Genomic DNA, 24,319 nt, shown 5'->3' on the forward strand with positions numbered 1-24,319 from the left:
CGTTATTTTAGGGAAATAGTTTGGATGCGCCTGTTGAGGCGTTTTGGGAGGTGCTCATGACCGCAGCCGCTGCCGCAGTGACAACGATGAACGATGCCGACCTGGTGCCGTTCCGATCCGCCTATGCCCCCGACGAACGGAAAACGGTGGAGGCGATGCTGAAGGATGCCGCCGGGGATCCGGTCGTGGAGAAACTGATCGATCAGCGCGCGCGCGGCTATATCCACGACATGCGCGTCGTTCAGGTCGGTCTTGGCGGCGTTGAGGACTTCATGCGGGAGTTTGGCCTGACGACCCGCGAGGGTCTTGCCATGATGGTGCTGGCCGAGGCGCTCCTGCGCGTGCCGGATGCGAGCACCGCTGACAAGCTCATTGAAGACAAGCTGGCCGCTGCCCGGTTTGACGACCCGTCCGGCCACAAGTCCGACACGTGGCTCGTTTCCGCCTCTTCCTGGGCGCTGGGCGTAACCTCCCGCCTGCTTCATCCCGGCGATACGCCGCAAAGCATCCTGTCCAGCCTCGTCAAGCGGATGGGCATGCCGACCGTGCGCGTTGCGACGCGCAAGGCCATGACCCTTCTCGGACATCAGTTCGTTCTGGGAGAAACGATCCAGAAAGCGCTCGAGCGCGCAAAGGCGCAGGAAGCCAAGGGCTACCGGTATTCCTACGACATGCTGGGCGAGGGCGCCCGCACGGCGAAGGACGCCGAGCGCTACTTCCGGTCTTACGCCAACGCCATCGAAGCCATCGGGAAATCTGCAGGCGATGAAGATCTGCCCAACCGTCCGGGGATATCCGTCAAGCTGTCCGCGCTGCATCCGCGCTATGAAGCGGTCAACGGTGAACGCGTCCGGGACGAACTGCTGCCGAAACTGCGGGAACTCGTGCAGATGGCGAAGGACCGCAACCTCAATTTCACGGTCGATGCCGAGGAGGCCGACCGGCTCGAGATTTCGCTTGATGTGATCGCCGCGCTGCTCGCCGATCCGGTGACCGAAGGATGGGACGGATTCGGCCTCGCGGTCCAGGCCTATCAGAAACGCGGCACCGACGTGATCGACTGGCTCGTCGACGCCGCCCGCAAGACAGGCCGGAAGCTGATGGTCCGCCTGGTCAAGGGCGCCTACTGGGATACGGAAATCAAGCGGGCCCAGGAAGAGGGTGTCGACGGATATCCGGTCTTCACCCGCAAGGCCGCGACGGACCTTTCCTACCTGTGCTGCGCCAAGCGCATGCTGGCGGCCAGGGATGTTCTCTACCCGCAATTTGCCACCCACAACGCCCTGACGGTCGCGCAGATCATCGAGCTTGCCGGCGGATCGTCCGAAGGCTACGAGTTCCAGCGTCTCCACGGCATGGGCGAAAGTCTCTACAAGTCCGTTTGCGAGCGCGACGGCTTTCCGACCCGGATCTACGCCCCCGTCGGCGGGTACAAGGATCTCCTTGCCTATCTTGTGCGGCGTCTTCTTGAAAACGGCGCCAACTCGTCCTTCGTGACGATTGTCGGCGATGCCTCCGTCTCCGTTGAATCCACGCTGAAGCGCCCAGCTGAAATCCTCGACAACGGCCACCATGCGGTCAATCGCTCGATTCCCCTGCCGATCGACCTTTACGGCGACAGCCGGCGCAACGCGGAAGGGGTCGAATTCGGCTGCGCGGCCGAACGCAATGCGCTTGTCGAGGGCATGGCCCGGACGCAGGCACCGTTCACGGAGGCCGGCCCGCTCGGCAAGGGCCTCGTCCCGCGCGGTGAAGCGCACCCGGTTTTCGCACCGATGGACGGCACGACAAGGGTCGGCACGGTCCGGTTCGCCGACCCCGAGACGGCCCGCAAGGCCATCGAGACGGCCCGGAAGGGTTTCGAGGCCTGGTCACGCAAACCCGTCAACGAAAGGGCGGCGGCGCTTGAACGGCTGGGCGACCTGCTGGAGGAAAACCGCGACCGGCTGATGATGATCCTTTCCATGGAAGCCGGAAAGTGCCTTCCGGACGGCATTGCCGAAATCCGCGAAGCGGTCGACTTCTGCCGCTACTATGCCAACGAGGCCAGAACGCTGTTCGGCGAAGGCCGGCTGATGCCGGGGCCGACCGGCGAGGAGAACCGCTACCGCTACCGCGGCCGGGGTGTCTTCGTTTGCATTTCGCCATGGAATTTCCCGCTCGCCATTTTCCTCGGACAGATCAGTGCCGCGCTTCTCGGCGGCAACGCGGTTGTTGCCAAGCCGGCGGAGCAAACGCCGTTGATCGCCTTTGAAACCGCCAGACTGATGTACCAGGCCGGCATTCCCGAAGATGCCTTTTTCCTGGTGCCGGGCGAGGGCGATATCGGCGCGGCCCTGACCGCACATCCCGCCGTCGCGGGTGTCGCCTTCACGGGGTCGACCGAGACCGCCTGGGCCATAAATGGAACGCTCGCGGCCAAACGCGGACCGATCGTGCCGCTGATTGCCGAGACCGGCGGCATCAACGCCATGCTGGTGGATGCCACCGCGCTGCCGGAACAGGTCTGCGACGATGTCATGATGTCCGCCTTCCGCTCCGCCGGCCAGCGCTGCTCGGCATTGCGCCTGCTCTACGTCCAGGACGATGTCGCCGATACGCTGCTGGCGATGCTGGAAGGCGCGGCGAAGGAACTCGGTCTTGGAGATCCGCGGAAGCCGTCAACGGATATCGGCCCGGTGATCGATGACGAGGCACGCGACAACATCATGTCCCACATCCACGACATGAGCGACACGCAGACTCTGCGGTTTGCCGGCAAAATACCGTCGGGAGACCTCGCCAACGGCTCCTGGGTCGCGCCGCACATCATCGAGCTGGATAGCGCGGACGCGCTGACCCGCGAGGTCTTCGGCCCGGTCCTGCATGTGGTGCGCTACAAGGCAGGCGACATCGACAGCGTGCTCGACCAGATCGCCTCCACCGGCTACGGGCTGACCCTCGGCGTTCACAGCCGCATCGACGCGACGGTCAAGAAGGTTGTCGACCGTCTTTCCGTCGGCAACGTCTATGTCAACCGCAACACCATCGGTGCGGTTGTCGGAACGCAGCCGTTCGGTGGCTCGGGCTTGTCCGGAACGGGGCCGAAGGCGGGCGGTCCGATCTACCTGACCCGTTTCGCACTGGAACAGGTCGTCTCCATCAACACGGCCGCCGCCGGCGGCAACGCCAGCCTCGTCGCAGCCTCCGACGATTGAAACGCTTCTGATCGTCGTCGAACAATCCATTTGAACAGGGTGTCGCTTACCTCTCCCCTGGGGAGAGGTCGGCGCGCATGCGCCGGGTGAGGGGACAAAACGCGCTGGGATAGTCAGTCGTCTGATCCCTCACCCTGACCCTCTCCCACCGGGAGAGGGGACTTTCGCTTCGGCGCTTGCGCATCAGCCCTCGTTCTTCACCCGGATCTTCGCTCCGCCACATCTGAATGACGAAACCGGGACCGGCGGCACCGTCCTACCACCTCATCCTGAGGAGGACCGGCGGGTCCGTCTCGAAGGAAAGGCAGGTGCAAAAGCTCACGTCCCCCTCGGCTTCGCCCGCCTTGTTGCTTCTGCCTCTGTCGGGTCGTCCGGCCAGGGATGTTTCGGATAGCGGCCCTTCATGTCGGCTTTCACATCCGCCCACGACCCTGCCCAGAAGCCCGGCAGGTCCCTGGTGACCTGGATGGGACGTTGCGCCGGTGACAGCAGTTCCAGGATCAGCGGCAGCTTGCCGTCGCAGACGCTCGGGTGCTGCGTCACACCGTAAAGTTCCTGGACGCGGATCGAGAGCGTCGGCCCGGCCGCGGCGCCGTAGTCGATCGGCACCTTGCTGCCGGTCGGAGCGGTGAAATGCGAGGGCGCAAGAGTGTCCAGTCGCGCCGATGCGTCATAGGGCAGACGTCCGGCAAGCGCGTTTCCGAGAACCCCGGCGTCGACAGCGCTGATCGCCGTCAGCCCGGACAGATACGGCTGCAGCCAGTCTTCAAGCGTTTCCAGGAGATGCTGGTCACCGAGTTCGGGAAGATCGGCCGCGCCGTTGTCCCGCGCGTAGGCAACCCGTTTGCGCAGGCGGTCCTGTTCCTTGCTCCAGGGCAGCCGGGCAACGCCGCGCCGGCGGATCTCCTTCACGAGGGCCTTTTCGATGGCCTCGGGGGAAGCGGACTTTATCGCGGCTGTCTGCAGTTCCACCGCCTTGTAGCGGGTGACGCGCCGGGCCTTGAGCGCGCCGTCGGGCGTCAGCTGAACATCGTCTTCCTCGACGATGTCTCCGGCAAAGAGATCCTCGATCTCTTCCCTTGAAATTGGTGCGCACAGTTGAATGCGGCCATTGGCGGCCTTGCCCTGAATGTCCGCGACGACGAGGAACCGTTCCCCGGCAAGAGCGTGTTCCGGCTCCAGCTCCGCACCGCGTCCGTTGGCGAGGCGGAAACGGCCGGTCTGCCCGCGCGCCTGCGCAACCCGGTCCGGATAGGCGAGCGCAAGCAAAAGCCCCGCGCTCTCAATGTCGATATCGGTGCCGTCACCCCCGGCCAGTTTGTGCCACCTTGCCGCCAGGGCCCGGCCATCCTTCGCGCGCTGCCCCTTGTCATGGCGCAAGGCCCGAAGCCGCGCGCGCAAATCCGGATCGCGTCCGCCGAGACCCGGTTCGGAGAGACACAAGGCAACGAGCGCCGCCGTGTATCCGAGCCGCTGGCCGACGCCCTCGATCACCATATGCGCAAGGCGCGGATGCAGGGGCAGCTTCGAGAGCGCCTTGCCCGCGCGCGTCAAGTGACCGGCCGCGTCGATTGCGTGAAGATCCACCAGAAGGGACTTCGCTTCTTTCCAGGCGGCTGCCGGCGGCGGGTCCGCAAAGGCAAGGCTTCCCGGTTCGAGCGCTCCCCAGGCAGCGAGATCCAGAACGAGGCCGGTCAGATCGGCCTCCTGGATTTCCGGAGCCTCGGCCGCTGGCAAAGCCGCCGTCTGGGCTTCATCCCAGAGACGATAACAGACACCGGGTTCAGTTCTGCCCGCGCGTCCCCGCCGCTGGTCCGCGGAAGCGCGCGACACGCGCACCGTTTCAAGACGCGTGAGGCCCGTCTGGGGTTCGTATCTGGGAACGCGCGCGAGACCGCTGTCGATCACGACGCGGACGCCTTCGATCGTCAGCGACGTCTGGGCGATGGCGCTGGCGAGCACGATCTTGCGGGTCCCGTTTTCGGCAGGCCGGATGGCCGCATCCTGTGATCTTGCGTCCAGCCCGCCATAGAGTGGCGCGATGGTGCAATGTGCCGGGACCTTGCCGGAAAGCAGGTCGGCGACACGCCTGATTTCGCCCTGGCCGGGGAGAAAGACCAGCAGCGAACCCGTCTCGTCGCGCAAGGCCTGGTTGATGGCACGGACGATCTGCTGTTCGATCCTGTCCTTGGCATCGCGGCCCAGATAGCGCATTTCGACCGGGAAGCTCCGCCCCTTGCTTTCCAGGACGGGCGCGTCGCCGAGCAGTTTGGAAACGGAGGCGGCATCAAGCGTTGCCGACATCGGCAGGAGGCGCAGGTCTTCGCGAAGCGCCGATTGCACATCGAGCGCCAGAGCAAGCCCGAGGTCCCCGTCGAGCGAGCGCTCGTGAAACTCGTCGAACAGGACCGCGGCAACGCCGGTCAGCTCCGGATCGTCGAGGATCAGCCGCGTGAACACCCCTTCGGTGATCACCTCGATGCGGGTTCTGGAGCTGACCTTGGTTTCCATGCGGACCCGGTAGCCGACCGTGTCTCCCGGCCGTTCGCCAAGTTCGCCCGCCATGCGCCGCGCCGCCGCGCGCGCGGCAAGACGGCGCGGTTCCAGAACCAGGATCCTGCCGTCCTGCCGCCAGGGCGCATCCAGGAGGGCGAGCGGAACGCGTGTCGTCTTGCCCGCACCCGGTTCGGCAACCAGGACCGCGTTCGGTCTTTCTTCGAGCGTGTGCAGAAGGTCCGGCAGAACCGCGTCTATCGGAAGTCTCGACGAGAAGATGCGGGACCCGGCCATCACCTAGCGCTCTAGGCTGCAGGTGACGTGCTGTCGGCTGTCCACTGCCGTCCCTGCATGTCGACCGCGAAGGCGTTCGGTTCGCGTGCGAAGGAGGCGAGCCCTTCAAGCGCCGGATCGGGATGGCGCACGATGAAGGTCGGTATCTTGCCCATCAGCGTTTCATGAGGTGACTTGGCCTCGAAAGCGGACCTGAAATCGCCATCGGTCAGAAACCGCGTGATGCGGGGCGTGATGCCCCCGGTCAGGTAGACACCGCCGCGCGCAAGGACGGTAAGAGCGCAATCACCGGCAACGCGTCCCAGGCTTCTGGCAAATATATTGAGCGTCTTGACAGCGACCGGATCATTGTCTTCGGCCGCCTGCGTGATCGTGGCGGGCGTGTCGAAGGACCGTTCGGCCTTCATCCAGACGCCGACGGCCCGTGCCAGACGCGGCAATCCTGTCCCGCTCAGAAGCTGCTCCGCGCCGATGCGCCCGCCGACCCGCTCGATATGCGGCCAGATCTGGACATCCTCTTCGCTCACCGGTCCGAGTTCGACATGTCCGCCTTCGCCGGGTACGGGAACCCAGGTTCCGGCCGCGAAGATCATTGCCGCTGCACCGAGCCCGGTTCCGGGACCGAGCACGAATTTGGCACTGTTTGCGCGGATGGCTCCGGTCCCGACCTGTTCGATATCGCTGCCGCTGTATCCCGGCAGGGCAAGCGCTTGCGCCTCGAAGTCATTGAGAACCACAACCTCTTCCAGACCGAGATCGGCGATCATCTTCAGGGGTTCGATGACCCAGGCGGCGTTGGTCAGCGGGATGGCATCGCCGGTTACCGGGCCGGCAACGGCAATGATCGCTGTCCGGGGCCGCGCTTCGGCTTCCGGAAACACGGCTGCACGTATGGCGGAGGAAATGTCCGGATGATCGGCTGTCGCCGTCTTGCCGCACATGCGCGTGGGCGCGTCACTGCTGTCGACAAGCGCGAAACGGGCATTGGTGCCGCCGATATCGGCAACGAGAACAGGATACGCGAAGGATTTGGAACCTGGCTTGCAATTCATGACTTGGACGTACCGACCTCAGGTGTATCGGATGTTGTCTGAAGGCCCTGCAGGCGCGCTGACCGGAGCAGGATGTCCGCCGTGGATTCGTTGAGCGCCATGGGAATGTCGTAGACCAGGGCCAGCCGCATCAGCGCCTTGACATCGACGTCATGCGGCATCGGGGAAAGGGGGTCGACAAAGAAAAACAGGCCCTGCAGCTTCCCTTCCGCGATCATCGCGCCCAACTGCTGGTCTCCGCCGAGAGGACCGCTCTTCAGGCGTTCGAGCCTGAGTTCCGGACAGGCCTCCAGCACGCGGCCGCCGGTCGTGCCGGTCCCGACCAGGTTGAACGCCGCCAGTTTTTCTCGGTGGCGCAGGGCAAAGTCCACCATCACATCCTTTTTTGCGTCATGCGCAACAAGGGCAAGTGTCGGCGTGGCTGGCATTCGGGTTCCTCTCACGGCAAGACCGGTGGGCGGCTTGGTTATTAGCCGCAAAGTGGGCTGCGCGCAAAGGGGGAACCGCCAGAAGATTGCGGAAAGGCGCGATTCCGGCGAAAAAATTCGGGAGACAAAAAAAAGCCGCGCCCTTCACGGAGCGCGGCAGTCGATAGGGAGAAGACGTGGCTGGCTTAGTCGAAAAGGTTGCACCGGACCGGTTCACGCCCTGACACGCGGCGGAAGTAGGGGTCGGGTTCCTTCAGGTGCAGCCCGGCGATTTCCAGGACGAGCTTCATGCGAATGGCATCGGCGAACCCTTCCTTCGACCGGACGGGGATCGCAAACGAGCCGGGACCGCCGATCACGCAGTCTTCATAATAGTGATCGAGGTTCAGCATGGCCTGCCAGGAGTTCTTGTTCGTTTTCATCATCAGCGGCAAGCCGTTGATCGTCACGCCGGCGGCAACCATGCGGTCGCGCATTTCCGTAACGGAGCCACCCTGGTTGTTCGGGCCGTCCCCGGAAATGTCGATGACGCGGCGCAACCCCATATACTGGTTGGTCTGGACCAGTTCGACGGATTTTTCGAGCGCCGACACGATTGACGTCCGCTGCACCTGCCTGAGGGGCGCTTCGGCGATCTTGGACGCGAAATGCGAGGCGGTTGCCGCGTCCTTCACGACGGTCCAGTCCGCGACGATGAAATGTTCGTCGACACCGCCCCATTCCATGTAGGTCACGGCGACGCGGCCGATCGGGCCGACCTGGATGGCATCGATGAACTCGCGCGAGGTCAGCGCGGCGACATAGCCCGCCCGCTGTATTTCCTGTTCTTCGGTGTCCATGGATTGAGAGATATCAACCGCGAGTACGAGTTCCACGTCGACCTCGTTGGCCGGATCGTACGAGAGATTTGCAGTCGAAGGCATCGCCGGCCGGAGGTCCCGGGCTTCGGCGGGAAGGATGAGCAGCATGGCCGCTGCTGGAAGGGACAGCACTTTCGCTACTGTCAGTGCACAGTCTTTTATTATGTCGAGACGCATTGTTTTCTCCTTATTCCGGCCTTTCGACCGTGTTGCCACGTCTCCCCAGTGTTATTTTGTTGTTCTGTTACTCGTCTTTACAGTCCTTGTGATTCTTGCGAACGCGTGCGAATCGCCTTGGGTTTGTTTCAGGATTTACTTAGCAAGCTACGTGCCAAATCTAGCTGAAATCAAATTAACTGGCAAAATCAAATGTGCACGGAGTGCGTATCTTCCACAGATAGGAACTTTCTGCCGGATTGCTAGGCAGATTTTGCCGGGTGCCGTCACGTTTCCGGCATCAGGCGGCAAAAACTGCCGGGCCGGATTTTTTGGGCTAAGCTGCATAAATGCCCTGAAATGAAGCATTCTGCTCAAAATTCGGGAGCTTTTTTGGTTGACGAACCTGCGCTCACTGGTCATGATCTGAATAAATTCTCACTTGGTGAAGAATTTTTCGGCATGATCTGAAAAATCGTACCGGAAGAAAACAAGGGCCCGTTGAAAGGGCCGGATTCGTTGGCGGGTTCGGAGCATTTGTGATCCGGCCGTGGGAAGGTGTCGACGTAACATGCAGGCGCACGAAGACGACTGGACATCATACATGGCCATCCGGGCGGCGTGGCTGTCTTTCGTGGGCGGCCGCACCCAGGGCGAAATCGCGTCTCAGCTGGGCGTATCGCCGGCCAAGGTGCATCGGCTGATCGCGCATGCCCAGAAAGCAGGTTACGTAAAGTTTCAGGTCGACGGCAGGCCGATGGAATGCCTGCAGCTGGAAAAGGAACTCACGCGTTTCTTCGACCTCACCAACTGCATCATCGCGCCCGATCTTGGTGGTGGAGATGATGAAGGGGTTCTGCGCGCCGTCGCCGTCTCGGCATCACAGTTCCTGACCGGATTGCTGTCAGGCCCGAGCGTCAAGCGTCTCGGTGTCGGCATGGGCCGCACCATGAAGGCCTCGGTCGAGGCCCTGCCCAAGACCGCGCGCCAGGATCTGGAAATCATGTCCATCTGCGGCTCGCTGACGCGCACATTGGCCGCGAACCCCTATGATATCGTTCAGAAGATGCAGGAACGCACGGGGGGGATCGGCTACTATCTGCCCGTACCGTATTTTGCCGAAAATCCCGACGAAAAGGCCATGTTCCTGACCCAGCGCAGTGTCCAGGATCTGATGGCGCGTGCGCGCCAGTCCGATGCCTTCCTGATCGGCATCGGTTCGGTCGAGAACGAGGGGCACCTGGTCCAGCGCGGCATGATTTCAAAGCAGGAACAGGAACAATTGATGTCATGCGGCGCCGTCTGTGATTTGATGGGCCGCTTTTTGACGATTGAAGGAAAACTGGCTCCCAATTCGCTCGGCGATTGCGCCGTGGGTCTGCACTTCGACGAAGTGCGCGGGCGCCGCGTCATTGCGCTGGTGGGCGGGCTGAGCAAGGTGGATGCAACCCTTGCCGCACTGCGCACCGGTGTCATTACCGACCTTGTCACGGACGAGACCCTTGCGAGGGCTCTGAGTGCGAAGGCCGGATTGCAACTGGCACAGTCCGCATAAAGCGGCTGGGTCACGAGGGGAAACGGGTCTGACAAAAAGCAGGCCCCCGCATGTCGGAGGACATAAACGTGAAGAAGCTTCTAACCATCGGCACGGCGCTTGCCGGACTGGCCTTTACCGTCGCGACCGCAGCGGCTGAAACCAAGCCGGCCGTGCTTTACGATCTCGGCGGACGGTTCGACAAGTCGTTCAACGAGGCAGCCTACACCGGTGCTGAGAAATTCAAGCAGGACTACGGCATCGAGTACCGCGATTTCGAGATCCAGAACGACAGCCAGCGCGAACAGGCCCTGCGCAACTTTGCCAAGCGCGGCATGAACCCGATCGTCGCCATCGGCTTCTCACAGGCCAACGCGGTCGAGAAGGTCGCGGCGGAATTCCCGGACACGCAATTCGCGATTGTCGACATGGTCGTCGACCTGCCCAACGTCCGCTCCATCCTCTTCAAGGAGCATGAAGGCTCCTACATCGTCGGTCTTCTGGCAGCCATGGCCTCCGAGACCGGCAAGGTCGGTTTTGTCGGCGGCATGGACATCCCGCTGATCAGCAAGTTCGCCTGCGGCTACAAGCAGGGTGTGGCAGCCGCCAACCCCGATGCAGAGGTGTTCGAGAACATGACCGGTACCACCGGTGCGGCCTGGAACGACCCGGTCAAGGGCGGTGAGCTGGCCAAGTCGCAGTTCGACCGCGGCGCCGACGTGGTCTATCACGCAGCCGGCGGCACCGGCATCGGTGTTCTTCAGGCGGCAGCTGATGCCGGCAAGCTGGGCATTGGCGTCGACAGCAACCAGAACGGACTGCATCCCGGCTCCGTCCTGACCTCCATGTTGAAGCGCGTCGACATTGCCGTCTACCAAGCGTTCGAAGACGCGGAAAACGACAGCTGGTCCTCCGGCTTCGAAGTCCTCGGCCTCAAGGAAGGCGGCGTCGACTGGGCGCTGGACGACAACAATGCGGAACTCGTGAACGACGAGATGAAAGCCGCCGTCGAGCAGGCGAGCCAGCAGATCATCTCCGGCGAAATCGTCGTCCACGACTACATGTCCGACGAATCCTGCCCGAACTGAGGGTTCTCGAAAACTCAGCCTCCGCGCCCAGGTGCGCGGAGGCATCCACCTGATATCACCTGCCGCCCAAACGTTCTGCCGGGGGATCGGATGATCAGCTTGAAAACTGGACTGTTTACAGCGGCCCTGGCCGCGGCATTCACCGCGTCGGCTGCCTTCGCGGATCCCGCGATCGTCTATTCCGTCGGCGGCAAGTTCGACGGCTCCTTCAACGAAAGTGCCTACACGGGCGTGCAGCGGTTTCAGGAAGAAACCGGTGCGGCGGTGCGGGAGTTTGCCCTGGAACGGGATTCCCAGAGCCTGCAGGCCCTGCGGAACTTTGCCAGCCGCGGCAGCGAACCGGTGGTCGCGATCGGATTCAATCAGGCCAACGCGCTCGGTCAGGTCGCGCCGGACTTTCCGGAGACCGATTTCGCGATCGTCGACATGGTCGTCGACCAGCCGAACGTGCGCTCCTACGTGTTCAAGGAACAGGAGGGAGCCTATATCGCTGGTCTCCTTGCGGCTATGGCGACGAAATCCGGAACCATCGGCTTTGTCGGCGGCATGGACATTCCGATCATCCAGCGGTTCCTGTGCGGCTATAAGCAGGGTGCACAGGCCGCGAACCCGGATGTCAGCGTCATCTTCAACATGACCGGGGACACGCCTGCGGCCTTCACCGACCCGGTGCGCGGCGGCGAACTTGCGATCGGTCAGATCCAGCGCGGCGCCGACGTGATCATTCAGGCCGCCGGCGGAACGGGGCTTGGCGTACTCCAGGCCGCTGCGGATGCGGATATCCTGGGGATCGGCACGGACAGCAACCAGAACGCCCTGCATCCCGGCAAGGTGCTGACCTCGATCCGCAAGCGGGTCGACAATGCGGTGTTCGACAGTTTCATCTCCGCCCGGGACGGCACTTTCGCACCGGGCATCCAGGTGCTCGGTCTCGCCGAGGGCGGCATGGACTGGGTGCTGGACGAAAACAACGCGGATCTCGTTTCGGACGACATGAAAGCCGCTGCCGACAAGGCGGTCGCCGACATTTCCGCGGGCCGGATCAAGGTGCATGATGTGGTGAGCGAAGGCGCGTGTCCGCTCTGATCCGCAGATGCGCCGACTGGGGGCAGGAAGAATGACAGGAAACAACCGTCGGGCCTGGGGGAAGGCATGAGCGAAACGCCGGCAATCGAGCTGCGAAAAATAAACAAGCGTTTTGGCCCGGTTCACGCGAACAAGGACATCGACCTTGTCGTGAAGAAAGGGTCCATCCACGGCATCATCGGGGAAAACGGCGCAGGCAAGTCCACCCTGATGTCCATCCTTTACGGCTTCTATCACGCCGATGACGGAGACATTCTCATCGACGGGACGAAACAGACGATCCCCGATTCCAAGGCGGCGATCGCCATGGGGATCGGCATGGTTCACCAGCACTTCATGCTGGTGGACAATTTCTCCGTCCTGGAAAATGTCGTGCTGGGTGCCGAGGACAGCCAGCTGCTCGCCGGAGGCCTGTTTCGCGCACGCTCCGAGCTGAAGCGCCTGGAGGAGGAATACGAACTGCGGGTCGATCCCGACACGTTGATTGAAGATCTTCCCGTCGGCCTGCAGCAGCGGGTCGAGATCCTGAAGGCGCTCTACCGCAGCGCCGAGATCCTCATTCTCGATGAGCCGACAGGCGTGCTGACACCGGCCGAAGCGGACCACCTTTTCAAGATCCTCGAAGTCCTCAGGAACGAAGGCAAGACCGTTCTTCTGATCACGCACAAGCTGCGTGAAATCATGGCGATCACGGACACGGTCTCGGTCATGCGGCGCGGCGAGATGGTGGCGACCGTGGAAACGAAGGACACGTCCATGGAGCAACTCGCCGAACTGATGGTCGGCCGCTCGGTGCTGCTGCGGGTGGACAAGAAGCCCGCGGAACCGAAAGCGCCGGTGATGGAAGTATCCAACCTCACCGTGACCGACAGCCGCGGCGTTCAGGTGGTCAAGGACGTGTCGTTTTCGGTCCGGGCCGGCGAAATCGTCGGCATTGCGGGCGTGTCCGGCAACGGCCAGTCCGAACTTCTGGAAACGCTCTCCGGCATCCGCCGCGCGACCACCGGCACCCTGAAGATCCACGGTGAAACGATCGACCTCAGCACAAGCACGCTTGATGCTGCCGACATGCGCGAGAAGAGCATGGGGCACGTTCCCGAAGACAGGCACCGGATGGGCCTGATCAACAGCTTCACCGAATACGAAAACTCCATCCTCGGATACCACCGCGATCCGGCCTATTCCAAAGGCCTGTTGATGGATCTCGGCACCATCAAGAAAAACGCGGTCGCCGAAATCGAGAAATACGATATCCGCCCACCCAACCCGATGCTGAAGACCGCGAATTTTTCAGGTGGCAACCAGCAGAAGATCGTGTTGGCGCGCGAGATCGAGCGGGACCCGGAAGTGCTTCTGGTCGGTCAGCCGACGCGCGGTGTCGACATCGGCGCGATCGAGTTCATCCACCGGCGGCTGGTGGAACTGCGCGACGCCCAAAAGGGCGTATTGCTGGTGTCGGTCGAACTCGACGAGATCCGGGCGCTGTCCGATCGGGTCCTGGTGATGTTCGACGGCAGGATCGTCGGCGAACGCGGAGCCAATGCGGAAGAAGGCGATCTCGGCCTGCTGATGGCCGGCGTCGACAATACCCCGTCCGCGCAAGGAGGTGTGCAATGACTGCCGGTCAGCTTCCACGCTGGGTCGATCTCGGCCTCATTCCCTTCCTCAACCTTGCCGCCGCGTTTCTCGTGTCGGGTCTGGTCGTCGTCCTTATCGGCGAGAACCCGCTTGAAGCGGTGCAGATCCTCGTCTGGGGCTCGCTCGGCTACGGCGAGGGCATCGGGTTCACGTTGTTCTACGCAACCAACTTCATTTTCACCGGACTGGCGGTCGCGGTCGCCTTTCATGCCGGTCTCTTCAATATCGGCGGCGAGGGCCAGGCCTATCTCGGCGGCCTGGGCGTCGCGTTTGCCTGCCTGGCGTTCGACAGCGTTGTGCCCTGGTACGTCACGTTGCCTTTTGCCGTCATCGGGTCGGCCCTGACGGGCGCTGCCTGGGCCTTCATTCCGGCCTGGCTGCAGGCAACCCGGGGCAGCCATGTCGTGATCACCACGATCATGTTCAACTTCATCGCGTCGTCGCTGATGGTCTATCTGCTCAATGGCATGCTGAAGGAGCAGGGCTCGATGCAGCCGGAGACCAGAACCTTCGAAGACGGCGGCCGCCTGCCGTTCCTCAATGACATTTTCCCGTCTTTCGGATTTGGCTATGCGCCGGTCAACCTGTCGCTCTTCCTGGCGCTGGGTGCCTGTCTGCTTGTCTGGCTCCTGATCTGGCGCACGAAGCTCGGCTTTGAAATCAGGTCCTTCGGCGCAAATGCCACGGCAGCTGTCTATGCCGGCATTTCGCCGGTACGCACGATCGTCATCACGATGCTGATCTCCGGCGGTTTGGCCGGCATGATGGCGATCAACGAGATCATGGGGTCGCAGCACCGTCTCCTGATCGACTTTGTGACGGGCTATGGTTTCGTCGGCATTGCCGTTGCCCTGATGGGCCGCGCGCATCCGGTCGGCATCATTCTGGCAGCCATTCTCTTCGGGATGCTCTACCAGGGCGGGGCCGAGCTTTCCTTCGAAATGCCCAACATCACGCGCGACATGATCATCGTCATCCAGGGTCTCGTGATCCTGTTTGCTGGCGCTCTTGAGTACATGTTCCGGCCCGCGATCATCAAATTGTTCACGCCTTCCCAGGCACTCAAGGCCAAGGAGGCGTAATCATGTTTGAAGATTTCATCCTGATCCTCGACTCGACCGTTCGCCTGTCTACGCCGCTTCTGCTTGCCTGCCTTGCCGGACTCTACTCGGAGCGCTCCGGCGTCGTCGACATCGGCCTGGAAGGAAAGATGCTCGGCGCGGCATTCGGGGCAGGGGCGGTGGCCTATATCACCGCGAATGCCTGGCTTGGTCTGCTCGCCGGTATCGGCGTGTCCGTATCCCTCGGACTGCTGCACGGATTTGCCTCGATCTCCAACCGCGGCAACCAGATCGTGTCGGGTGTCGCCATCAACTTTCTGGCCGCCGGACTGACGGCACTTCTCGGCCAGACCTGGTTCCGCCAGGGCGGGCGCACGCCGGCCCTTCCCGAAGGCGGCCGCTTTACTGACGTTGCCTGGCCGATGTCCGAGCAGCTGCGCGACGTCCCGGTGATCGGGCCGATCTATTCAGAGCTTCTGTCCGGCCACAACATCCTCGTCTACGCCGCGTTCCTGGCGGTGCCGCTGACATGGTGGATCCTGTTCCGGACGCGCTTCGGTTTGCGCCTGCGCGCGGTCGGCGAAAACCCGGCGGCTGTTGATACCGCCGGTATTTCGGTAACCTGGCTGCGCTATCGCGCCGTGATTGCCTGCGGCATCCTGTGCGGGTTTGCCGGGGCCTATCTCTCCATCGCGCAGGGCGCCGGTTTCGGCGTCAACATGACCGCCGGCAAGGGTTTCATCGCACTTGCCGCGCTGATCTTCGCCAAGTGGCGGCCTGCAAGCGCCATGATGACCTGCCTCCTGTTCGGCTTCCTCGATGCCGTCGCGATCCGCATGCAGGGACAGGAGCTTCCCGGTGTCGGCGAGATCCCGGTGCAGTTCTTCCAGGCTCTGCCCTACATTCTGACGGTCATCCTGCTGGCCGGCTTCATCGGCAAGGCGATCCCGCCGAAGGCGGCCGGTATCCCGTATCTCAAGGAGCGGTCATGAGCGATCTTGACGCGCTTTTCGATGCTGCGAAGGCAGTCCGCGAAAAGGCCTACGCCCCCTATTCGAACTTTCTCGTCGGGGCTGCCTTCAGAACGCCGGACGGGACGGTGTTTACCGGCTGCAATGTCGAGAACGCCTCCTACCCCGTCAGCGTTTGCGCCGAGGGGGGCGCGGTCAGCGCCATGATCGCCGCCGGTTACCGGGAGATCGAGGAGGCCGTGGTTGTCGGCGACGCGGCCCTTTGCACGCCTTGCGGTGTCTGCCGCCAGTGTTTCGCCGAATTCGGCACGGACAATCTCGTTGTCCATGTCGCAGACCTGAACGGCATCAAGCGCAGTTTCACGCTGGAGGAACTGCTGCCTGCCGCTTTTGAACTCGAGCAAAAATAGAAGGACTGACCCACCATGAGTGGTTACGGCCGTGAATGCGCTGACATCGTCCGTGCGGCCCGCAAGGGTTCCTACAAGATTGGCATGATCCTCGGTTCGGGCCTCGGCGCCCTTGCCGAGGAAGTCGAGGATGCTGTCCGGATACCATACGGACACCTGACGGAGTTCCCGGTGTCCACCGTGACGTCGCATTCCAGCGAACTCGTCGCCGGAACGCTCGCCGGTGTTCCGGTGGTCATCCTGTCCGGACGGGCACACTATTACGAAAGCGGCGATCCGACGGTCATGCGCACGCCTGTGGAGACCCTGAAAGAACTTGGTTGCGATATTCTTCTGGCAACCAATGCCGCTGGTTCGCTGCGGGAGGAGGTCGCCCCCGGTTCGCCGATGCTGATTTCCGATCACATCAACTGGTCCGGCAAGAACCCGTTGATCGGCGAAGAAAACGAAAAGCGCTTTCTGGATCTGAGCGCCGCCTACGACAAGGACCTGCAGGCGGCGATGAAGAAGGTTGCCGCTGAGACCGGTGATCCGATCGCGGACGGTGTCTATATGTGGTTCTCCGGGCCTTCGTTCGAAACCCCGGCGGAGATCCGCGCCGCGCGGATGCTGGGCGCCGATGCCGTGGGCATGTCGACCGTACCGGAAGTCATTGTTGCAAGGTTCCTGGGACTGCGCGTGGTCGCGATGTCGATCATCACCAACTACGGTGCCGGAATGCAGACCCACGAACTGTCCCACGACGAAACCAAGAGCGTCGCGCTGACGGGCATGGAACGCATGAAGCAGCTGGTACGGGCATTCGTGAAGGAGGTCGGTTGATGAGCGACAGGATTGAAAACGCAAAACGGGCTCTCGGGCTGGTAGACCTGACCAACCTGAATGATGATTGCACGCCGGACGACATTTCGAAGCTGACGGAACGCACCGTCACCGATCATGGCTCGGTCGCCGCTGTCTGCGTCTGGCCGCGTTTCGTTGCGCAGGCTGCGAAGGAACTGACCGGGACAGGCGTGAAGGTCGCAACGGTGGTGAACTTTCCGCAAGGCGGCGTGGAGACCGGCGCGGTCGTCGCCGAAACGCTCAAGGCCATCGAGGACGGTGCCGACGAGATCGATCACGTCATGGCTTACGAGGCCTTTGTCGCGGGCCGCAAGGGCTTCGTTGAAGAGCAAATCATCAGGGTCAAGGAAGCCATTCCCGCACCGGCCATCCTGAAGGTCATTCTGGAGACGGGCGAAATCAGGGATCCGCTTCTGATCCACGCGGCGTCGAACGTTGCCATCGCCGCCGGAGCCGACTTCATCAAGACCTCCACGGGCAAGGTCAAGGTCAACGCAACTCTTGAAGCGGCGGAGATCATGCTCACCGCAATCGAGGAGGCCCGCCGCGACAACGCGGAACGGGTGATCGGCTTCAAGCCGGCCGGTGGCATCAGGACAAGCGAGGATGCCGAGGCCTATCTCGCGCTTGCCGACCGGATCCTCGGGCACAACTGGGCGTCCGCCTCCACCTTCCGCTTCGGGGCGAGCGGTCTCCTGGACGCCCTGATCGCGACGATCGAGGGCACGGAGCCGGCACCGGCCCAAGGCTATTAACGGCACCAAAAAGGATCCAACAAAATGCTGCCGCAGGAACTCATTCGGAAGAAACGCGACGGGGGTACGCTCGACGCGGAGGAAATCGCGTTTTTCGTCAAGGGTCTCGCAGACGGAACGGTCACGGAGGGGCAGGTATCCGCCCTTGCCATGGCCGTCTTCTTCAAGGGACTTACCATTGATGAGCGTGTTGCCCTCACACTTGCCATGCGCGACAGCGGCGACGTGATGAACTGGCAGGAGATCGAGGCACCGGTCCTCGACAAGCATTCCACAGGCGGCGTCGGTGACAACGTGTCTCTGATGCTCGCACCCGCGCTTGCCGCATGCGGCGCCGCCGTGCCGATGATTTCGGGGCGCGGTCTCGGACACACCGGGGGAACGCTCGACAAGTTCGACACCATCCCCGGTTACCAGACCCAGCCGGACAACCTGCTGTTCAAGAAAGTGGTGCGCGACATCGGCTGTGCGGTGATCGGCCAGACGGGCAATCTGGCACCGGCAGACAAGCGGTTCTACGCCATTCGCGATGTCACTGCGACGGTGGAGAGCATCGACCTGATCACAGCGTCCATTCTGTCCAAGAAACTGGCCGCCGGGCTGGAAGGTCTTGTGCTGGACGTGAAATGGGGCACCGGTGCCTTCATGGCCTCCCTGGACGAGGCGCGTGCACTCGCCGAGAGCCTTGTTCTCGTTGCCAACGGAGCCGGTTTGAAAACGACCGCGCTGCTCACGGACATGAACGAACCGCTCGCCTCGGCAGCCGGCAATGCGGTTGAGATGCAGAACGCGGTCGACTTCCTGAAAGGCACGGCGGTCGACAACCGCCTGTGGGACGTGACCGTTGCCCAGGGCGGTGAACTTCTGGCGACGGGCGGCATCGCACCGACGGCTGATGCCGGGGCGGAGATGATGCGCGAAGCGTTCGACAGCGGCAAGGCAGCGGAAAAATTCGGGCAGATGGTGCACGCCCTCGGCGGCCCCGCCGATTTTGTCGAAAAAAGCGAACTCTATCTCGCCAAGGCGCCGGTCCAGGCACCCGTCTATGCCGACATGGACGGGGTGGTGACTGCGATCGATGCCCGTGCCGTCGGCGTCGCGGTGGTCGCACTTGGCGGCGGACGCAGGGCCGCGGCCGACGTGATCGACCCGTCGGTCGGTCTCACCGACCTTGCGGGTATCGGAAACACCGTGGATGCGGATGCACCGCTGGCCATCGTGCACGCGCGATCGGAAGAAGAAGCCGAGGCGGCGGCAGTCGAAGTGAGAAATGCCTATTCCGTCGGATCGGCCATCGACGTTGAAGATCATCCGAGCGTGGTTGATCGCATCGCGCCCTGAGCAACTGCCGGCCGGTGCATTGGTCCCGGCGCCCCTCCGGTTCTAATGACCGGCAAGAGAGAGAACTGAGGAGAGACCCATGCCTCGAGCATTCCTGTGTGTGCTGGATAGTTTCGGCATCGGCGGTGCGGCGGATGCTGCAGCCTTCGGTGACGCCGGATCCGACACGCTGGGTCACATTGCCGAATGCTGCGCGCGTAGCGAAGGCGACCGGGACGGACTGCGCAGCGGTCCCCTTTCCGTTCCCAACATGGATCGCCTGGGGCTGGGCGCTGCCGCGCGCCTGTCGACCGGCAAGAATGTGCCCGGCCTCGACCATGCCGGTGCCCCGGAAGGGCTCTGGGGCTATGCCGCCGAAGTATCGAACGGCAAGGACACGCCGTCCGGTCATTGGGAGATCGCCGGCGTACCGGTGCGCTTCGACTGGGGCTACTTTCCGAACACCATTCCGACCTTCCCGGCGGACCTTATCGATCCGATCTGTGCCGCGGCGGAGCTGGACGGCGTTCTGGGCAACAAGCATGCCTCCGGGACGGAGATCATCGCCGAACTTGGCGAGGAACATGTCAGAACCGGCAAGCCGATCTTCTATACCTCGGCCGACTCCGTCATTCAGATCGCGGCGCACGAAGAGCATTTCGGCCTGGACCGTCTCCTGAAGCTGTGCGAGACGACGCGCGAGTTTGCCGACCCCTACAATATCGGCCGGGTGATCGCGCGCCCGTTCCTGGGCGACAGCGCGCAGACCTTCGAACGCACGCCCAACAGGCGCGACTATTCCGTGCTACCGCCCGAACCGACATTGCTTGACCGTTTGAGCGAAGCAGGCCGGACCGTCATCGGTGTCGGCAAGATCTCGGACATCTTTGCGCATCAGGGTGTCGCGAAAGTGCTGAAAGGGGCCGGCAACGACCAGCTTTTCGACCGGACACTCGAGGCGATGGAAATGGCGGAAGACGGCGACCTCGTCTTCTCCAATTTCATCGACTTCGATTCTCTTTACGGACACCGGCGCGATGTGCCCGGCTACGCCGCCGCGCTCGAGCATTTCGACGGGCGGCTCCCGGAGATGATTTCCCGGTTGAAAGACGGCGATCTGCTGCTGCTAACCGCCGATCACGGCTGCGATCCGACCTGGGCCGGAACGGACCATACGCGCGAACATGTCCCGGTAATCGCGACCGGACCCGGCGTGACGGGCCGGGGCATCGGTGGCAGAAAGACCTATGCGGATATCGGCGAGAGCATTGCCGATCATCTCGGAATTGCGCAAGGTCCCCACGGGTCGAGTTTTCTTTGATACTGATCAGCGCGGCAGGCCTCGCTGAAAGGTCATGCCCCGGTCTGCCGGAGATGGGTGAAACGTGAACGTTCCTAAGGCTGAATTGCATTGTCACATCGAGGGGGCGGCCCCGCCGAGCCTGGTCCGCAGGCTGGCCAGGCAGCATGATGTCGACGTAAGCGAAATCATCGACGGCAAGGGAAAGTATGTCTGGTCCGACTTCACCACTTTTCTGAAGGCTTATGACGTCTCCAGCTCGGTTTTCAAGACACCGTCCGATTATGCGCTGCTGGCGGAAACCTATTTCCGCATGCTTGCAGCCGAAGGCGCGATCTACGGTGAAATCACGATTTCGCCGGATCACGCCCAGGCTGCCGGACTGTCCTACAAATCCTATGTCGAGGGGCTTGCCGCCGGGATCGAGCGGGCCAAGACGGAAACAGCGATCGAGGGCCGCATGATCGCGATTGGCGTGCGCCATTTCGGGTCGGCCTCGGTGGAGCGCGTCGCCAAGGAGGTGATCGCGACCCCGCATCCGCTGGTGACCGGTTTCGGTCTTGCAGGAGACGAACGCTCCGGTCATCCCGCCAATTTTTCCAGGGCCTTCCGCATGGCGGCCGAGGCAGGGCTTGGGACGACCGCGCATGCCGGTGAATTCGGCGGGCCGGACAGCGTTGTCGCGGCTCTTGAGTTTCTGCGGGTCAAGCGCATCGGGCACGGTGTCAGAGCGATCGAAGACAAGGACCTGGTCAAGAGACTTGCCGACGAGGAGATCGTCCTCGAAGTGTGTCCAGGCTCCAATGTCGCGCTTGGTGTTTATTCCCATTTGCGCTTTCACCCCGTGAACATCCTGCGCAGGGAAGGGGTGAAGATCACCCTGAATTCGGATGACCCGCCATTCTTCGGAACGACGCTCGGCAAGGAATACAGCTCGGTCGCAAAAACATTCAACTGGTCGTTTGAGGATCAGATCGCGGTGACGCGGACAGCGATCGAAGCCGCTTTCTGCGATGCGGCCACCAGGAACCGTCTGCTGGTGAGGCTGGAAAGCGCGGTACAGGAAACCAGCGGGAACTGAGGGAGGTGACCCGGCATGGCGAGCGAAAGTTCGGCACTGGCCTATTTTGATCCGCGCGAAATTCGGCGCAGGTCGCAGGATCTGCTCACGCTCGCCGCGGACGGGAAACTCAGACACGTTCAGGTGGATCTGTCCCACCTTGGTGATGCGCTGCTGGTTCTGCTGGAAACCACCAAGGAAACCTATCCGGACTTTCATATCCCGCCTTACGGGGTCTGGCGGGACTTCGAGGTGGGCGGCATCGACCGCTGGGCCGCTCTCGCGGACGCGCGTTCGTTCGAGGGTGCGGAACACATGCTTACCGCGGCCGCCGACCTGGCAATCCTGGCCGCCTACATGAAGACGATGCATCCTGCGGGGTGGGCGTTCGAGGATCCCATGACGGGCACGCGCGTGTCCGGCAAACATGCATCCGCGCTCGCGGCCTTCCACATGTTCGCGGCCGGATCGTTTTCCAGCGAGATGACAGATCCTTATCGCGTTGACGCCGAAACGCTCATTCGCATGGAAAAGGACGAACTCGCATCGGGCCTGCAATGGGACCTTCAGGACGACACGGATCTGCTGGAAGCCATGCAGAAACACCTCAAGCGCCTGGGCGAGGCGCTGGCCTTGCGGTCCGATCTGTTTTCCGAAGGCTATTTCACGCGTCCGGGCCTTCTCATGGTTCGGGCCGCACGTGAGGCTGAAGGCGCCGTCAGCGCGCGGAACCTGCTGGACAGGCTGCTCGAAGCGCTCGCGCCGGTCTGGCCGGGCGGGGCGGAAAGCGGTGAGATCACGCTCGGAGACAGCTTCGCGCATTCGGCGCTGAACGGTGTGGAAAACGCGAGCATCTATCCCTTCCACATGGCGGCGCAGGAAATGGTCTACTCCCTCGTGGAGCCCTACGCGTGGGCCGGTCTGGAGGTCGCGGACCTTGAGCTTCTGACGGCCCCGGCGGACGACATGCACGCTGCGCTGTTTGTTCTCTCGGGTGTGTTGAAGATCAAGGATGGTCCGGAATCCCCGACCGAGGACAGCGTGCGCGACAGGATGGTCGAGATCCGCGGCGTGACCACCGCGCTGACCGACAGGCTCGCGGACCTTTTGAGGACGGAGCTCGAAGTGCCGGAAGATCAATTGCCCCTGACCTGCATCCTTGAAGGGGGAACGAGCCGCGCCGGGGAACGCGCCTTGCGGCAAACCGAAGGCGAACTGGAAAAACTCGGGCGTTTTCTCAATCCCGGCGGTGTTTTCTGGTTGCCGTTCGGGGCCTAGGGTACGGACCCAAAAATGAAGTCAATTTGGTTTGGATCGTTTTGACCAACTGCGAGGAGCGAAAGCGCAGGAAATGTGGTTCATTTTCAAGCCTTTCGCGACGTGGCAGATGGCCAAAACGGCCAATTCCAAAGGACGGCAAAATGGCTTCACCTCGCAACGTCACCGCGCTTGACCGGGCATAAAGCCCGCTCTGCGCACACTTCCTCGCGAGATTTTGCCATTTCTGCCGCCAAATCGGCTTCATTTATGGGTCCGTACCCTAGGGTCAGGCATTTTCTTCTTTTAAGTGCAAGCGTCGGAAACGTTGCACTTGTGGAGTGTCCCGCATCACAGGTAAGCACCCCCCTTAACGCACAGATTGTCCTTGGGGACGGCAAATTGTTTGCCGCGCTGAACACCGACGAGGACATTCTGATGCGACCAGCGCCAATCGATTACGCCAAATGCTGTGTGGTCATGTTGCAAAACGTGGCGGGCCGGCAAAACGCAATGCAGGTCACGGCGGCTCTTTTGCTGCTCTTCTGCCTGGTCTTTGCGGCCTTCATGGCCTGGAAGATGATCTTTTACGTCGCCTGGCAACTGGGTGCGCCAGTCCGGGACAGTTTTCCCCTCGTCTACGGAACGGTCATGTTCCTCAAGATGGCCGCAGCGCATCCGAAATTGCCGTTCTTTGCGCACGGTATCGCAGGCACGCTCGCCATGGTCAGCGGCGCTGTCCAGTTCCTCCTGATACTGCGCGGTACCAAGTCACGCTGGCACAGGGTTCTTGGCAAAACCTACGTGGTGTCGTCCGTGATCGCATCAACGACGGCGGTCCCGCTGGCATGGACGCTTCACCATGACATGCTGGTGACCAGCATCGCCTACACGGCCGGTGCCGCCGGTTGGTGCGTTGCGACTATCATGGCTGTTCACGCGATCGTCTCCGGCGATCTGGAGCGGCACATTGCCTGGATCATCCGCAGCTACGCCTGTCTTGCGATGGTCGTGACGGCGCGTCTTCTGCTGGCGTCAGGTGCGATTGCCGGATCGGCAGACTGGAGTTTCGAGGCCATAACAATCCAGTACGCCGTCACAATCGTCGCGACATTTTTCATAAATTGGGGTGTGGGCGAGTGGATCGTCGCAAGGGTGAGGAACCAGCGAGGAAAGACCTCCATGCAAACAGAAGGCTCGCTGCCGGCAGCGCGGTACGCACCGAACGCGGCTTCAACCATCCGGACAGGACACTTTTCGCGGCAACCTTACCCGGCGATCTGAGGATGGTGCCCGGAAATGCCGCCACGAGCGCTGCGGCTTTTTCACAGCCCGGGCACTGAGTTCCTTTTGCTGCTTTTAGTATTTTCTTTCCGCGTGCTACCAAGGTAAGAACACCCTTACAGGGGTAGCTGCTCAATCTGCGATCCGATACCCGCCAAAGCCTCAAACGAGGCCGCCATCGACGGTCGCAGGCGGCTGCCAAAAGCAATAACAACGCCGGAAAGCCATT

General features: G+C 62.3%; 19 protein-coding genes. 15 read left to right on the forward strand and 4 right to left on the reverse strand.

Features of this window, described 5'->3' with window-relative positions:
- Positions 1-56: 56 nt before the first annotated feature.
- On the forward strand, positions 57-3,197 hold the full coding sequence (putA, locus tag ACO07N_RS12720; protein ID WP_421981368.1) for a bifunctional proline dehydrogenase/L-glutamate gamma-semialdehyde dehydrogenase PutA: 3,141 nt from the start codon (positions 57-59) through the stop codon (positions 3,195-3,197).
- Between the two features lie 318 nt (positions 3,198-3,515).
- Here putA and hrpB read toward each other — a convergent pair whose 3' ends face one another.
- The 4 genes from hrpB to ACO07N_RS12740 form a co-directional block, all read right to left on the reverse strand.
- Positions 3,516-5,987 carry an ATP-dependent helicase HrpB gene (hrpB, locus tag ACO07N_RS12725; protein ID WP_421981369.1) on the reverse strand — a complete coding sequence of 824 codons (2,472 nt, stop codon included), beginning with the start codon at positions 5,985-5,987 and terminating at the stop codon, positions 3,516-3,518.
- Positions 5,988-5,998: 11 nt separating this feature from the next.
- Complete coding sequence (gene glk, locus ACO07N_RS12730) at positions 5,999-7,039, reverse strand: glucokinase (RefSeq protein WP_421981370.1); 1,041 nt, start codon at positions 7,037-7,039, stop codon at positions 5,999-6,001.
- Entirely contained in the window at positions 7,036-7,467 is a 432-nt protein-coding gene (locus ACO07N_RS12735) for a methylglyoxal synthase (protein WP_421981371.1), read from the reverse strand. Before ACO07N_RS12735 ends, glk begins: the two co-directional genes overlap by 4 nt.
- A 185-nt stretch (positions 7,468-7,652) precedes the next feature.
- Positions 7,653-8,504: a DUF1194 domain-containing protein gene (locus ACO07N_RS12740; protein ID WP_421981372.1), complete on the reverse strand. Its 852-nt coding sequence runs from the start codon at positions 8,502-8,504 to the stop codon at positions 7,653-7,655.
- 550 nt (positions 8,505-9,054) lie between these two features.
- Between ACO07N_RS12740 and ACO07N_RS12745 the strand changes: the two genes are divergently transcribed.
- The 14 genes from ACO07N_RS12745 (at position 9,055) to ACO07N_RS12810 (ending at position 24,090) form a co-directional block, all read left to right on the forward strand.
- Positions 9,055-10,038 carry a sugar-binding transcriptional regulator gene (locus ACO07N_RS12745; protein ID WP_421981373.1) on the forward strand — a complete coding sequence of 328 codons (984 nt, stop codon included), beginning with the start codon at positions 9,055-9,057 and terminating at the stop codon, positions 10,036-10,038.
- 68 nt (positions 10,039-10,106) lie between these two features.
- Positions 10,107-11,105, forward strand: coding sequence for a BMP family lipoprotein (locus ACO07N_RS12750; protein WP_421981374.1), 999 nt, complete (start codon positions 10,107-10,109; stop codon positions 11,103-11,105).
- A gap of 90 nt (positions 11,106-11,195) precedes the next feature.
- On the forward strand, positions 11,196-12,191 hold the full coding sequence (locus tag ACO07N_RS12755; RefSeq protein ID WP_421981375.1) for a BMP family lipoprotein: 996 nt from the start codon (positions 11,196-11,198) through the stop codon (positions 12,189-12,191).
- A 66-nt stretch (positions 12,192-12,257) separates the two neighbouring features.
- Positions 12,258-13,808 carry an ABC transporter ATP-binding protein gene (locus ACO07N_RS12760; protein ID WP_421981376.1) on the forward strand — a complete coding sequence of 517 codons (1,551 nt, stop codon included), beginning with the start codon at positions 12,258-12,260 and terminating at the stop codon, positions 13,806-13,808.
- On the forward strand, positions 13,805-14,911 hold the full coding sequence (locus ACO07N_RS12765; RefSeq protein ID WP_421981377.1) for an ABC transporter permease: 1,107 nt from the start codon (positions 13,805-13,807) through the stop codon (positions 14,909-14,911). The genes ACO07N_RS12760 and ACO07N_RS12765 overlap by 4 nt, the downstream gene beginning before the upstream one ends.
- 2 nt (positions 14,912-14,913) lie before the next feature.
- Complete coding sequence (locus ACO07N_RS12770) at positions 14,914-15,882, forward strand: ABC transporter permease (protein ID WP_421981378.1); 969 nt, start codon at positions 14,914-14,916, stop codon at positions 15,880-15,882.
- Positions 15,879-16,271, forward strand: coding sequence for a cytidine deaminase (locus ACO07N_RS12775; RefSeq protein ID WP_421981379.1), 393 nt, complete (start codon positions 15,879-15,881; stop codon positions 16,269-16,271). The genes ACO07N_RS12770 and ACO07N_RS12775 overlap by 4 nt, the downstream gene beginning before the upstream one ends.
- 15 nt (positions 16,272-16,286) lie before the next feature.
- Positions 16,287-17,093: a purine-nucleoside phosphorylase gene (locus ACO07N_RS12780; RefSeq protein ID WP_421981380.1), complete on the forward strand. Its 807-nt coding sequence runs from the start codon at positions 16,287-16,289 to the stop codon at positions 17,091-17,093.
- The gene (gene deoC, locus ACO07N_RS12785) at positions 17,093-17,869 is read left to right on the forward strand and encodes a deoxyribose-phosphate aldolase (protein ID WP_421981381.1); all 777 of its coding nucleotides are present in this window, start codon (positions 17,093-17,095) and stop codon (positions 17,867-17,869) included. Before ACO07N_RS12780 ends, deoC begins: the two co-directional genes overlap by 1 nt.
- A 24-nt stretch (positions 17,870-17,893) precedes the next feature.
- The gene (gene deoA, locus ACO07N_RS12790) at positions 17,894-19,210 is read left to right on the forward strand and encodes a thymidine phosphorylase (protein ID WP_421981382.1); all 1,317 of its coding nucleotides are present in this window, start codon (positions 17,894-17,896) and stop codon (positions 19,208-19,210) included.
- A 79-nt stretch (positions 19,211-19,289) separates the two neighbouring features.
- Entirely contained in the window at positions 19,290-20,510 is a 1,221-nt protein-coding gene (locus ACO07N_RS12795; RefSeq protein ID WP_421981383.1) for a phosphopentomutase, read from the forward strand.
- Between the two features lie 64 nt (positions 20,511-20,574).
- Entirely contained in the window at positions 20,575-21,570 is a 996-nt protein-coding gene (locus tag ACO07N_RS12800; protein ID WP_421981384.1) for an adenosine deaminase, read from the forward strand.
- 15 nt (positions 21,571-21,585) lie between these two features.
- A complete protein-coding gene (locus ACO07N_RS12805; RefSeq protein WP_421981385.1) occupies positions 21,586-22,827 on the forward strand; it encodes a DUF1688 family protein in 1,242 nt (413 codons plus the stop codon).
- Between the two features lie 417 nt (positions 22,828-23,244).
- The gene (locus ACO07N_RS12810; protein ID WP_421981386.1) at positions 23,245-24,090 is read left to right on the forward strand and encodes a DUF2306 domain-containing protein; all 846 of its coding nucleotides are present in this window, start codon (positions 23,245-23,247) and stop codon (positions 24,088-24,090) included.
- Positions 24,091-24,319 lie beyond the last annotated feature (229 nt).

It is taken from the genome of Roseibium sp. (genome assembly GCF_965229775.1).
Lineage (GTDB): Bacteria > Pseudomonadota > Alphaproteobacteria > Rhizobiales > Stappiaceae > Roseibium.

Bases quoted from the DNA above. Each gene is read 5' to 3' on its own strand.
- putA (WP_421981368.1), top strand. From the start codon at position 57: ATGACCGCAGCCGCTGCCGCAGTGACAACGATGAACGATGCCGACCTG.
- hrpB (WP_421981369.1), bottom strand. From the start codon at position 5,987: ATGGCCGGGTCCCGCATCTTCTCGTCGAGACTTCCGATAGACGCGGTT.
- glk (WP_421981370.1), bottom strand. From the start codon at position 7,039: ATGAATTGCAAGCCAGGTTCCAAATCCTTCGCGTATCCTGTTCTCGTT.
- ACO07N_RS12735 (WP_421981371.1), bottom strand. From the start codon at position 7,467: ATGCCAGCCACGCCGACACTTGCCCTTGTTGCGCATGACGCAAAAAAG.
- ACO07N_RS12740 (WP_421981372.1), bottom strand. From the start codon at position 8,504: ATGCGTCTCGACATAATAAAAGACTGTGCACTGACAGTAGCGAAAGTG.
- ACO07N_RS12745 (WP_421981373.1), top strand. From the start codon at position 9,055: ATGCAGGCGCACGAAGACGACTGGACATCATACATGGCCATCCGGGCG.
- ACO07N_RS12755 (WP_421981375.1), top strand. From the start codon at position 11,196: ATGATCAGCTTGAAAACTGGACTGTTTACAGCGGCCCTGGCCGCGGCA.
- ACO07N_RS12760 (WP_421981376.1), top strand. From the start codon at position 12,258: ATGAGCGAAACGCCGGCAATCGAGCTGCGAAAAATAAACAAGCGTTTT.
- ACO07N_RS12765 (WP_421981377.1), top strand. From the start codon at position 13,805: ATGACTGCCGGTCAGCTTCCACGCTGGGTCGATCTCGGCCTCATTCCC.
- ACO07N_RS12770 (WP_421981378.1), top strand. From the start codon at position 14,914: ATGTTTGAAGATTTCATCCTGATCCTCGACTCGACCGTTCGCCTGTCT.
- ACO07N_RS12775 (WP_421981379.1), top strand. From the start codon at position 15,879: ATGAGCGATCTTGACGCGCTTTTCGATGCTGCGAAGGCAGTCCGCGAA.
- ACO07N_RS12780 (WP_421981380.1), top strand. From the start codon at position 16,287: ATGAGTGGTTACGGCCGTGAATGCGCTGACATCGTCCGTGCGGCCCGC.
- deoC (WP_421981381.1), top strand. From the start codon at position 17,093: ATGAGCGACAGGATTGAAAACGCAAAACGGGCTCTCGGGCTGGTAGAC.
- deoA (WP_421981382.1), top strand. From the start codon at position 17,894: ATGCTGCCGCAGGAACTCATTCGGAAGAAACGCGACGGGGGTACGCTC.
- ACO07N_RS12795 (WP_421981383.1), top strand. From the start codon at position 19,290: ATGCCTCGAGCATTCCTGTGTGTGCTGGATAGTTTCGGCATCGGCGGT.
- ACO07N_RS12805 (WP_421981385.1), top strand. From the start codon at position 21,586: ATGGCGAGCGAAAGTTCGGCACTGGCCTATTTTGATCCGCGCGAAATT.
- ACO07N_RS12810 (WP_421981386.1), top strand. From the start codon at position 23,245: ATGCGACCAGCGCCAATCGATTACGCCAAATGCTGTGTGGTCATGTTG.